This window comes from Actinoallomurus vinaceus, assembly GCF_039542055.1.
In the GTDB taxonomy this organism is placed as follows: Bacteria; Actinomycetota; Actinomycetes; order Streptosporangiales; family Streptosporangiaceae; genus Actinoallomurus; species Actinoallomurus vinaceus.
On sequence record NZ_BAABHK010000007.1, the window covers coordinates 115,675 to 127,783 of the forward strand.

The window sequence follows — 12,109 nt, forward strand, 5'->3', positions numbered from 1 at the left end:
GGGACGGCACATGACGCGACGCACTGATATCGCCTTCACAGCGGAGGGCGGCGTCGTTCTGCGCGGCTGGCTGTTCGTTCCGGACGGTCCCGGCCCGCACCCGGCGGTCACCATGGCCCACGGATTCGCCGGCGTGAAGGAGCACGGGCTGGAGCGCTTCGCCGAGGCCATCGCCGGGGACGGCTTCGTGGTCCTCCTTCACGACCACCGCACGTTCGGGGCCAGCGAGGGCCTCCCCCGCCAGGACATCGACCCCTGGCAGCAGATCGCCGACTGGCGCCGCGCCATCTCCTTCCTGGAGAGCCGGCCCGAGGTCGACGCCGACCGGATCGGCCTGTGGGGCACCAGCTACGCCGGCGGCCACGCCATCGTCCTCGGCGCCACCGATCGGCGCCTGCGGTGTGTGGTCGCGCAGGTGCCCACCATCAGCGGATACGAGCAGGGCCTGCGCCGTGTCCCGCCGGATTCCGTCGCCGGCCTGGAGCAGGCGTTCTCGGAGGACGAACGGGCCCAGTTCCGTGGCGAGCCGCCCCACACGCAGGCGGTCGTCAGCGACGACCTCGCCGTAGCGGCGGCGTACCGGGGCAAGGACGCGATCGACTTCTACCTCCAGCCGCTGCCCTCAGGCGTCTGGGAGAACCATGTGACCCTGCGCTCCACGCGCGCCGCCCGCATGTACGAGCCCGGCGCCTGGATCGGCCGGGTCTCGCCCACTCCGCTACTGCTCGTGGTCGGCGACCACGACACCATCACCCTCACGGACCTGGCGCTGGCCGCGTTCGAGCGTGCCCTGGAGCCCAAGAAGCTGGTACTGCTGCCGGGCGACCACTTCGATCCCTATCTATCCGGGTTCCAGGAATCCAGCGGGGCGGCCCGTGACTGGTTCCACCGCCACCTGCGCTAGGGCCTCGCCGGATGTGCCTTTGCCATGCGCGATCAACCTTGCGGCGCGGGCCCGGCGTCCGGGGCTGCGGCACCTCGTTCTGCGGCGGCCCTTGCCTCCAGTCCGGAGACCTTGCGCAGCGGCACCTCCTTGGTCCATGTCGCGACCAGGAAGGCCAGGACCATCACGGCCGCCCCGAGCAGGAAAACGAGGTGCATCGAGTCCGTGAAGCCGACCTTGAACGGCTGGGCCAGCCGCGGGTCGAGGTGCTGGATGAACGAGGAGTCATCGACAACGCCCAAGCCGCTCCCGCCGCCCGACTGCGCATGCTTGAGCATGGTCAGCACCGGTGCGTTCGCCGGGTCGGAGAGCACGGCAGGGTCATGGACGGCTTGCTGGAATCGGGGCGTCTCGTACGCCGCCTTGAAGGCCGAGCTGATCTTGGTGCTGAGGGTGCTGAACAGCACGGAGAGGAAGATCGCCGTGCCGGCGGTGCTGCCTATCTGCCGGAAGAAGTTGGCCGAGGCGGTTGCGACGCCCATGTCCCTGGGCTCGACCGCGTTCTGCATGGCCAACGTGAGGATCTGGAAGCAGCCGCCGAGCCCCGCCCCGAACAGCGCCATGAAGCTCATGGTCTCCGGCAGGGGGCTGTTCCACTGCACGCGGTAATGGAAGAGCAGCATCGCCGCGATCATCAGCGCGGATCCGATGACCGGGAAGATCTTGTACTTGCCGGTCCTGCGGATGACACGGCCGACCGTGAAGGTCGCCAGAAGCATGCCGCCCACCAGCGGGAGCATCAGCAATCCGGACCTGGTCGGGGTGACGCCTTTCACGATCTGCATGTACAGCGGGATCATCATCATGCCGCCGAACCACCCCATGCCGACGAGCACGGAGAACAGGCTCATCTTGCTGAACACCGCGCTGCGGAAGAGCCGCATCGGGATGAGCGCCTCGTCGCCCATGGCCCGCTCGACGAAGATCCACACCGCCAGGCCCGCCACGCCGATCGCATAGCAGACGACCGATTCGGTCGAGGTCCATCCCCAGCTCTTGCCCTGCTCGGCGACGAGTAGCAGTGGCACCACGCCGATGGCGATGGTGATGGCGCCCCACCAGTCGATGCGGTGATCGCGCCTGGTGTGCGGGAGCTTGAGCACCTTGGCGACGACGAACAGCGCGACCACGCCGATGGGCACGTTGACCAGGAAGACCCAGCGCCAGCCGGTGATGGTCAAGATGCTGCCCTGCCCGGCCAGGAACCCGCCGATCAGCGGGCCGAGCACGCTGGAGGAACCGAACGTCGCAAGGATGTAGCCCTGGTATCGGGCGCGCTCGCGGGGCGGGACCATGTCACCGACGATCGCCAGCGCCATCGACATCAGACCGCCGGCTCCGATGCCCTGGAACGCCCGGAAGGAGGCCAACTCGATCATCGAGGTGGAGAACGAGCACGCGGCCGAGCCGACGATGAAGATACTGATCGCGGCGAGGAAGAACGGCTTGCGCCCGTAGATGTCGGACAGCTTCCCGTACAGCGGCGTGCTGATCGTCGAGGTGATCAAGTACGCGGTGGTGACCCACGCCTGATGACTGAGACCGTGCAGATCATCGGCGATGGTACGGATGGAGGTGCTGACGATGGTCTGGTCGAGCGCCGCGAGGAACATCCCCAGCAGCAGGCCGCTGAGGATGGTCAAGATCTGGCGATGCGTGAGTCTGACGGGTGATGCCGGACTGGCTATGCCTGAGACGGTTCCCCCTGGGGTGGGGGACGCGGCCTTCGTCATGCGTACCTTGCTCCTTGTCACGCCACGGCACCAGGGAGCGCACCAGCGCCGAGCCCGGTGTACGCGTTGGTCCACCAGGTCGTCGTTGAGACGCTTGATCAAGCGGATGAAGTGGTAGCGATCCTCTGCCGGCCACGGCCGCCGGAGGCCAGCATAGAGCTAACGGTTTGATTTTCAAACCGACCCTGTACACGAGGAATCCGAGGAAATGATCATGCCTGGAGCACCGCTGAACTGGAGCATCCACACCGCACCGTCGATCCCGACGGAGATCTCAGACCTGCCGCCCGACCTTCCCCGGCGCATGTGGTCGCCGATCACGGCCACGCTGATCACAGGCGAGCGGGACGCGGTGCTGGTCGACGCGCTGATGACCATCGAGCAGGCCGGCCGGCTGGCGGACCGGGTCGCGGCGAGCGGTAAGAACCTCACCACGATCTTCGTCACCCACGGGCACGGCGACCACTGGTTCGGGCTGGGCGTCCTCCTCGACCGCTTCCCACGCGCCCGCGCCGTCGCAGCACCGGCCGTGGTGGCACAGATGAAGAAGCAGATGGCACCGGAGTTCGTCGCATCGTTCTGGAACACGCGCTTCCCCGGTCAGATCCCCGACAGGCTCGTCGCGGCCGAGCCACTGGTCGGCGACCGGCTGGAGTTGGAGGGCAACGAACTCGTCGTCGTGGGGCTCGGGCACACCGACACCGACGACACCACGTGCCTGCAGGTGCCGTCCATCGGATTGGTCGTGGCCGGCGACGCCGTCTACAACGATGTCCACCTCTACCTCGCCGAATCGCCCGCCGAGGGCCGTCGAGCCTGGCTCCGCGCGCTCGACACCGTCGCGGCACTGAACCCGCAGGCCGTCATCGCGGGGCACAAGCGCCCCGGCCGGCCCGACGACCCGAAGAACATCGCCGAGACCCAGAAGTACATCCACGACTTCGAGACGCTCGCCGAGCGCACTACGACCGCCCTCGACCTCTACCGCGGCATGCTCGAACTGCACCCGACCCGAGTCAATCAGGGCGCACTCTGGGGCTCGGCCAGATCCGCCAAAGGCTAGCCGGTACCCACACGACGATAACTGGGTAGGGCTACCAACGGTGCCCATTCGTCACGGCGCTGCGGCTCTGACGAAGTCGATCGTCGATCTCGAGGGTATCTCGCCTTGTGGCGCGTACGGGGGGAGGTTGAGAGATGAAAGCCATCCGATTCGCTCAACATGGTGAGCCATCCAAGGTTCTTGAAACTGAAAACGTGCCTCTCCCGGAGCCTGGCGATGGGCAAGTAAGGGTTCGTATTCTGGCGACTCCAGTGAACCCGTCTGACCTCTTGTACGTACGGGGATACTACGCAGGCGTCGAACCCCGGTTTCCAGCGCCGGTCGGCTTCGAAGGCGTCGGCATTGTGGACGCCATCGGGCCTGGGGTGAAGACCCTCGCTACCGGGCAGCGGCTATCGGTTGTCAATGGCCAAGGGGGAAACTGGGCGGAATATGCCGTCGTCCCCGCGGGTGACCTGTTCCCGGTACCCGATGAGATCCCCGATGAGCAGGTGGCCTCCTTCGTCATCAATCCGGCCTCCGCGATCCTCATGGTCCGCCGCGTGTTGGCGGTCCCTAGAGGCGAGTGGCTCCTCCAGTCCGCGGCAGGGTCCGAACTGGGACGCATGATCATCAAGCTGGCCAAGCGCGATGGTATCCGCACCGTGAATGTCGTCCGCAGACGCGAAGCGGTAGCCGAACTGGAACGCTTGGGAGCCGACGCCGTCATCGTGTCCACCGAGGGGCCGATCGACGAACAAGTCCGACGAATCGTCGGGCCCGAAGGCGTCAAGTACGCCGTCGACCCTGTGGTCGGAGAAACCGGCACCCAGATTTTCAAGGCGCTCCATGAGGATGGACGCATGCTGGTTTACGGCTCTTTGACAGGCGAGCCGATCCGTGTTGGTGAGGATCCACGCTACATCCTGGCGGGCCGCCGTATTCTGGAAGTCTACTGGCTCGGCTACTGGCTTCCGAGGCTCACCGACGCAGAACGACAGCAGTTGGGTGAGGATATCGTGGCGCTCATGCGCGAGGGAATTATTGAAACCTCCCCCGGGCTTAAATACTCTCTCGACGAGGTCGGTGACGCCGTAACCCAAGCAGAGCAGAAGGGCAGACAGGGAAAGGTATTCCTTGTTCCCGGAAAGAAGTAGCGAGGACCGGTCTCACCAACCGAGCCAGGAGGTGTGACGTGACGGAGCTGCGCTACGACGTGCTGGTCTCCGACGGGCTGCGCCGTCAACGATCCATGCGATTGCCCGACGGAGGTCCGATCGTATCCTCGCCAGTGGCATCCACCCTGATCCTGGGCCAGACGGACGCGGTCCTGGTCGACCCGCCGTTCACCCGCGAGCAGGTGCAAACGGTCGGCGACTGGGTTGAGCAGTGGGGCAAACGGCTGGCTTACATCTACGCCACCCACGGGCACGGCGACCACTGGTTCGGCACCGATCTACTGATGCGACGATTCCCCGGCGCCGTGCCGTATGCGACCGAGGGCACGATCCGGCTGATGCACAAGCAGGCGACCGAGGGACGCGAACAGATGTGGGATGTGGACTTTCCCGGGCTCATTCCCGACAGTCCCGTGGTGTACCGAACGATTCCCGCAGAGGGGTTCGAACTGGAGGGCCACCGCCTACTGGCGGTGGAGACCGGCCACACCGACACCGACGACACCACCGTCCTGCACGTGCCATCGATCGGCCTCGTCGTGGCCGGCGACGTCGCGTACAACGGAGTTCACCAGTACCTGCTGGAAAGCGTCGGTGGCGGAATCGAGAAGTGGCTCACCGCACTTGACACCGTTGCCGCCCTGCACCCGCGCACAGTCGTCGCGGGCCACAAGAACAGAGACCTGCCCGATGACCCGTCGATCCTGGAACAGACCCGCGGCTATCTGCTCGACGCACAGCGCCTACTGGCAGCAAAACCGAGCCCGCGTGAGTTCTACGACCAGATGCTGCGGCTCTATCCGGATCGGCTCAACGTGAGCCCGGTCTGGTACAGCGCGCTGGCACTCCTGTCATGACCAGCCCGACCTTCGCGCCGCTGGACCACCTCAGCCGAGCGTGAACTCGTCCAGCGCCTCGAGCAGGCGATCGATCTCCTCTGAAGTGTTGTACGGGGCGAGGCCTATCCGGAGAGCGTGCGGGTCGTCGAGCCGGAGGGCCTTGAAAGGTTCGTACGCATAGAAGGAGCCGGCCGGAGCCGAGATGTTGCGATCGGCGAGAAAAGCGTAGGCATCCTGACACGAACGGCCCGGGAACGTAATAAGAGTGGTCGGGGTGCGGTCCTTGGCGCGGGAGTGCACGACGACGCGGTCGCCGAGTCCGGCCAGACCCGAGTCGAGCCGTTCGCGCAGCGCCAGCTCGTGGGCCTCCATCGCGTGCTGCGAAGCGATGAGCCTGTCGCGGCGTGAAGTCGCGCCCCCTGGTGAGACCTCTGCCAGGAAGTCCACGGCAGCGGTCGCTCCTGCCATGATCTCGTAGGGAAGCGTGCCGAACTCGAAGCGTTCCGGCACCACATCCGGTGACGGTACCAACTTGTCAGGACGAATGGTCTCCAGAAGCGCAGGGTCTGCTCCAAGGACTCCGCAGTGGGGGCCGAGAAACTTGTAAGGAGAGCAGGCGAAGAAGTCAGCGCCGAGTTCGGAAACGTCAACGGTGTCGTGTGCGGTGTAGTGCACGCCGTCGACGTACACCGTCGCCCCGGCCTCGTGGGCCCGGTCGGCGATGGCGCGGACGGGTGGTTTGGTTCCCAGCAGGTTGGAGGCGCCCGTGACGGCCACCAGCCTGGTCCGCTCGGTGATCTTCTCGTCGAGGTCGTCAAGAACGAGCTCTGATGTGGCGATGTCGAACTCCAGCCACCGGACGATCATCCCCTGACGCTCCGCCGCCTGCACCCACGGGCGAACATTCGAGTCGTGTTCGAGGCGGGTTACGACGATCTCGTCCCCGGGCTTCCAGCTGCGGCTCAGGTGCCGAGAGAAGTCGTACGCGATCTGCGTGGCACTACGTCCGTAGACAACACCGTTCGCTGGAACGGCGAGCAGGTCGGAGTAGGCGGAACGGAAGTCGGCGATCGCCTTCTCCGCGTTCTTCTCCGATGGCACCCGAAGACCACGATTGGACAGCGGCCCGGTGAGCGTTCGGGCGATCGCCTCACCGACCTCGACCGGGGTCTGCGTACCGCCAGGTCCGTCGAAGTGAGCAATGCCGCTCCGCAGAGACGGGAAACGCTCGCGAAGCGCATGAACGTCGAAAGCCATATTTGATCCTTCACTCAACGGTAGGGGGCCGGCGGAGAACAGTGGGTCCACCGGCTGGACCCACCTCCGGGGGGCTCGCAGTGCCCGTGTCCATGTTCACACTCCTCCGCGACCATCCGCTCGCTGCCCGAGCCGGGGGTGGTCGAGACGGGAAGGCACAGCGACACTGGAACGGCGTTCCCGCACCGGTCCGATCGGAGGAGTATGCATGCACTGGATGATCGAGCGGCGGGGTCGCGTCGCCGGAGAGCGAGCATGAACACCAGGCTGAGTTACGCGGCTGGTCCCGCCGACGAGCCGCTGCTGGACACGACGATCGGTGACAGCTTCGACCAGACCGTCTCGCGGTTTCCGGGGCGTGCGGCCCTGGTCGACATTGCGGCGGGGAGGCGGTGGACGTACGCCGAGTTCCGCGCCGATGTGGACGCATTGGCGCTGGCCCTGATCGAGGAGCGGATCGGCTGCGGTGACAGGGTCGGGATCTGGGCTCCGAACTGCGCCGAGTGGGTGATGGTGCAGTACGCCACCGCGAAGGTCGGCGCGATCCTTGTGAACATCAATCCCGCGTACCGCTCTCACGAACTGGAGTACGTCCTCAACCAGTCGGGGATACGGCTGCTGTTCGCCGTCGCGTCGTTCAAGACCTCCGACTACACGGCGATGATCAGGGAGGTCTCGCCGAAGTGCTCGAGCCTCGAGCGGGTGGTGTACGTGGGGGGCGAGGAGTGGACGGCGCTGCTGCACCGCGGCCACCTGGCATCACCGGACCGGCTTGCCGACGTGCAGGCCGGGCTCTCCCCTGACGACCCGATCAACATCCAGTACACGTCGGGGACGACCGGATTCCCGAAGGGCGCGACGCTGTCGCACCGCAACATCCTCAACAACGGCTTTTTCGTAGGCGAATTGCTCGGCTACACAGAGCAGGACCGGATCTGCGTGCCGGTGCCCTTCTACCACTGCTTCGGCATGGTCATGGGCAATCTCGGGGCCACCTCGCACGGCGCGTGCGTCGTCATTCCCGGCCCCGCGTTCGATCCCGTCGCCACGCTCAAGGCGTGCGCCGACGAACGGTGCACGTCCCTGTACGGCGTGCCGACGATGTTCATCGGCGTGCTCAACGTCCCCGACTTCGCGTCGTACGACCTGTCGTCGATGCGCACCGGAATCATGGCGGGCTCGCCGTGCCCGGTGGAGGTGATGAAACAGGTCACCAAGTGGGCACCCGAGGTGGCGATCTGTTACGGAATGACCGAGACTTCCCCGGTCTCGGCGCAGACGAGAGTCGGCGACTCCCTGGATCGGAGGGTCTCCACCGTCGGGCGGGTGCACCCACACGTGGAGGTGAAGGTCACCGACCCGGAGACCGGCGAGACGGTGCCACGAGGGCAGTCCGGCGAGCTGTGCACCCGCGGCTACTCGGTGATGCTCGGCTACTGGGACGATCCGGAGAAAACCGCCGAGGCCATCGACACCGACGGCTGGATGCACACCGGCGACCTCGCGGCGATGGACGAGGCGGGCTACCTCAACATCACGGGGCGGATCAAGGACATGGTGATCCGCGGTGGAGAGAGCATCTACCCACGCGAGATCGAGGAGTTCCTCTACTCCCACCCGGACGTGCTCGACGCCCAGGTGATCGGCGTGCCGGACGCCAAGTACGGCGAGGAGCTGATGGCCTGGCTGCGGATGCGTGAGGGTGCCGCACCTCTGGACGCGGCCGCTCTCCGCGAGTTCTGTACGGGGAGGCTCGCCCACTTCAAGATCCCGCGGTACGTGCATTGCGTCGACGAGTTCCCCATGACCGTCACGGGCAAGATCCGCAAGGTCGAGATGCGGGAGCAAGCCGTGGAGATCCTCGGGCTGCGGTCCGCGGCGCGAGCCCGCCACGCGTGACGAACGGGAGCCGGGCGGCCGGAAGACCATCGCGATGGCGAGGTCTCGCGGATGTAGCCGGTGGCAGCGCCGCCGGCCCAGAGGGTCAGTCGATGAAAACGCTCCATGCGACGGCGTTGAGGTTGTCGGCGAGGAAGATATCGGTCCCTCCGAGGCGCTCCTCCCAGGACGTCGGCATCAGCTCTACCGCACGAGCGACGACCGCGTCCATCCAGACCTTGAGCTGCGCCTGCCGGTTGTTCTCCGGGACACCGGCAGCGGCCTCCCTCAGATCCACCGTGCGCAGCGCCTCAGCAGCGGAGGCCCGCATGTCGCGTATGTACTCGCGATTCGTCTGCACGTCCTCGGGAGTGCCGAAGAGGGACATGTGGCCGGACACCACGGTCTCGAAGTCGTACTCCAGCATTTGATCCATGGCGTCGAAGTACGCGGGCACGTGGGCGGAGAAGACAAGGCGGAAGAACGGCGCGTTCTTGACAGTGAAGCTGTCGATCGCGGTCAGGATCTTCTGTTCCGGGAGGTGGATGAACAGATTGCCCGCCTGATGCCAGTCGCCGGTATATTCGAGGATGATCCTCTCTCCGTCGACGCTCAGCTCGTGCCTCCTCCCGCCGAAGGTGTCGTTGGGCAAGGGCCGATTGTCGTCCTGCGCCTCCTCGATGAACCGCGCGGTGAGCTCGTGGGCAACGATCTTCAGGCCATCCCGTGCCAACAAGTGAGCGGACCCTATGTGGTCGGCGTGCGCGTGACTGTAGATGAGGTGAGTGATCGGCTTCGGGGTGACCTCCTCGATGCCCATCAGTAGCCTTTCGCCGAGGTCCCGCGGGGCGTCCACGACGACCACGCCCTTCTTGGTCACCAGGAACATGGTGTTGTCCAATCCACTGGTGATTCCGTAGGCCCCACCGCCCAGCTCAGTGACAAGATAACCGGATTCGGGGATTTCCGGGCCCTGGGCAAAATCGGGCATAGGGGCGAATTCAACCATTGACGATCTCCTTTTGTGACCCGTTACGGATGCCGTTCCCCGCCCCTCATCCAAATATGCGAGACGCGCAAACCCCTGTCCCGGTAGACCAACTACGAGCCCGCGGATGGCCGGCAGTGGCGTCTCTCGGCACGCGGCGGCCCGCGATCACGTTCGAGCCGCTTCCGAAGGCACAGATTTTGGCCTTTAGGCGATGAGGTGCTACGGTGGACCTAACGCACAGATCAGTGCTTTAAGGGTCCGCCTCGCCGTGGCTGGTGAATCACCGTGTCCGCCCGCAGCGCCTCCTCGCGCTCAGGGCTTCGGGCGCGAGACGCAGCCGTCCAGCCGAGGCTCCCTTGATCGACTTTCATACTCGTTCCGTTGACCGGAGTCCCCATGAGCTTCACACAGCCCTTGCTGCTGCCGTACGACATGCGCGACGTCACCCTTGGGAACCGCGTGGTCATGGCGCCGCTGACGCGGAGTCGTGCCCGCGACCACGGTCTCGCGCCCACCGATCTCCACGCGGAGTACTACGCCCAACGGGCCTCGGCCGGACTGATCATCTCCGAAGGCGTCTGGATCAGCCGTGACGCCGTGGGATGGCACGACGTACCCGGCCTGTTCACCGGCGAGCAAGTCGCCGCATGGCGAGAGGTGACAGACGCCGTCCACCGTGCGGGCGGCACCATCTTCGCTCAGCTGTGGCACACAGGGTCCGCGTCCCACCCCGACTTCTTCGACGGCCGCCCGCCTCTTGCCCCATCGGCCGTGAACCCGGGACTGTCGTCGCCCACGCCCACCGGCCACAAACCGACCGTGCGGCCACAGGCGATGACGGCACACGACATCTCCCGGACCATCGCCGACTACGCGACCGCCGCGCGCAACGCGATGGCGGCCGGCTTCGACGGGGTACAACTCCAGGCGGGCTTCAACTACTTGATCAGCCAGTTCCTGAACCCGCGCACCAACCTGCGCGAGGACCAATACGGAGGCTCGATCGAGAATCGGGCCCGCTTTCTCTTCGACGTCATCGAAGCGGTCGGTGAGTTCGTCGACCTGCGGCGCGTCGGCGTGAAGGCCGGACCGGCCTGGTCGGAAACGGGGGAATTCGTCGCCGGGCCTGCCGCGGTGGCGGACAGCGAGTATGTGCTCCGGCGGCTCAACGACTACGAGCTGTCACACCTGCTCCTGATGGGAACGATGGTCGACCCTGCCGGAGGTCCGCTGGAGCAGCTGGCCGGCGACGGCATGTTCCGGCACTTCCGGAAGGTCTACCACGGCACCATCATCGCCAACGTCGGCTTCGATCAAAGGCGGGCGAACCGGATCCTCGCAGAGGACCTGGCGGACCTGGTGGCCTTCGGCACGCCGTTCATCGCCAACCCGGACCTCCCCGCCCGGTTCGCCTCCGGCTCCTGGCTGGCCGCGCCGAAAAGGGACCTCATCTACGGTCCGGCGGCCGCCGGCTACACCGACTATCCGCCTTCGCACCCGGGAGGGCCGGCCTCGGCGACGAGCGCGGCCGAATCGACCAGCCTGGCCTGAACAACAAAGGACCTCACATGTCGTACCCATCGTCCCCGGAACGGCTGGGGCAGAGCATCGACCTCTTCATGCGCGTGCTCACCGGCGTGTCCGTCGATCAGTACGGCGATGCGACGCCGTGCGCCGCGTTCACCGTGCGGGATCTGGTGAACCACACGGCCAAGATGTTCCTCATGACCGAGGCCGTCGGCGCGGGCACGGAATGGGATCCCTCGATCGCCGCCGCCGACCCCATGCCGTTTCTCGCCGGAACACCGGAGACTGGATGGCCGCCTCTCCTCTCCGAAAGAGCCCAAGCGGCGGCGAAGACATGGGCCGTCCCTCAGGCATGGGAGGGAGAGGCGAACCTGAGCGGTTCGCTCATGGCCACCGCCACCATCGGAGGGATACTGATCGCGGAGTTCACCATTCACGCCTGGGATCTGGCCGTTGCCACCGGCCAGAGCCCGCAGATCCCCGATCACCTGGCCGAGTCTTCGCTGGAGATCTACAGGCGGGAGGCTCCACGGATGCGCGGCCTGGGACTGCTCGCCGACGAAGTGACGCTGGACGCCGGCGCCTCCCTGTTCGACCAGGTCCTGGCCCTTTCAGGCAGGGATCCGCGTTGGCGCCCGCCGCCGAGGGCCGCCCGTGCGCACAGTGGTGAGGCATAGGCGCCCGGCCCTGCAATCGCCCCGATCGGTCACTGATGGTGGAG

At 66.1% G+C, this 12,109-nt stretch carries 10 protein-coding genes; 7 read left to right on the forward strand and 3 right to left on the reverse strand.

Annotated features, from left to right (window positions below; genetic code table 11):
- Positions 1 to 10 precede the first annotated feature (10 nt).
- The gene (locus ABEA24_RS24845; RefSeq protein WP_345433438.1) at positions 11 to 904 is read left to right on the forward strand and encodes an alpha/beta hydrolase; all 894 of its coding nucleotides are present in this window, start codon (positions 11 to 13) and stop codon (positions 902 to 904) included.
- 32 nt (positions 905 to 936) lie between these two features.
- Here ABEA24_RS24845 and ABEA24_RS24850 read toward each other — a convergent pair whose 3' ends face one another.
- Positions 937 to 2,586 carry an MDR family MFS transporter gene (locus ABEA24_RS24850; protein WP_345433439.1) on the reverse strand — a complete coding sequence of 550 codons (1,650 nt, stop codon included), beginning with the start codon at positions 2,584 to 2,586 and terminating at the stop codon, positions 937 to 939.
- A gap of 304 nt (positions 2,587 to 2,890) precedes the next feature.
- Between ABEA24_RS24850 and ABEA24_RS24855 the strand changes: the two genes are divergently transcribed.
- From ABEA24_RS24855 to ABEA24_RS24865, 3 genes are all read left to right on the forward strand, one after another.
- Complete coding sequence (locus ABEA24_RS24855; protein WP_345433440.1) at positions 2,891 to 3,739, forward strand: MBL fold metallo-hydrolase; 849 nt, start codon at positions 2,891 to 2,893, stop codon at positions 3,737 to 3,739.
- Positions 3,740 to 3,873: 134 nt separating this feature from the next.
- Entirely contained in the window at positions 3,874 to 4,875 is a 1,002-nt protein-coding gene (locus ABEA24_RS24860; protein WP_345433442.1) for a zinc-dependent alcohol dehydrogenase family protein, read from the forward strand.
- A gap of 38 nt (positions 4,876 to 4,913) precedes the next feature.
- Entirely contained in the window at positions 4,914 to 5,753 is an 840-nt protein-coding gene (locus ABEA24_RS24865; protein WP_345433443.1) for an MBL fold metallo-hydrolase, read from the forward strand.
- 30 nt (positions 5,754 to 5,783) lie between these two features.
- Here ABEA24_RS24865 and ABEA24_RS24870 read toward each other — a convergent pair whose 3' ends face one another.
- Complete coding sequence (locus tag ABEA24_RS24870; protein WP_345433445.1) at positions 5,784 to 6,992, reverse strand: cysteine desulfurase-like protein; 1,209 nt, start codon at positions 6,990 to 6,992, stop codon at positions 5,784 to 5,786.
- A 255-nt stretch (positions 6,993 to 7,247) separates the two neighbouring features.
- Between ABEA24_RS24870 and ABEA24_RS24875 the strand changes: the two genes are divergently transcribed.
- The gene (locus tag ABEA24_RS24875; RefSeq protein ID WP_345433446.1) at positions 7,248 to 8,891 is read left to right on the forward strand and encodes an AMP-binding protein; all 1,644 of its coding nucleotides are present in this window, start codon (positions 7,248 to 7,250) and stop codon (positions 8,889 to 8,891) included.
- An 85-nt stretch (positions 8,892 to 8,976) separates the two neighbouring features.
- Here the strand turns inward: ABEA24_RS24875 and ABEA24_RS24880 are convergent, their stop codons facing one another.
- Entirely contained in the window at positions 8,977 to 9,879 is a 903-nt protein-coding gene (locus ABEA24_RS24880; protein ID WP_345433447.1) for an MBL fold metallo-hydrolase, read from the reverse strand.
- Between the two features lie 378 nt (positions 9,880 to 10,257).
- Between ABEA24_RS24880 and ABEA24_RS24885 the strand changes: the two genes are divergently transcribed.
- On the forward strand, positions 10,258 to 11,412 hold the full coding sequence (locus ABEA24_RS24885; RefSeq protein WP_345433448.1) for an alkene reductase: 1,155 nt from the start codon (positions 10,258 to 10,260) through the stop codon (positions 11,410 to 11,412).
- 17 nt (positions 11,413 to 11,429) lie between these two features.
- Entirely contained in the window at positions 11,430 to 12,065 is a 636-nt protein-coding gene (locus tag ABEA24_RS24890) for a TIGR03086 family metal-binding protein (RefSeq protein WP_345433449.1), read from the forward strand.
- Positions 12,066 to 12,109: the final 44 nt, after the last annotated feature.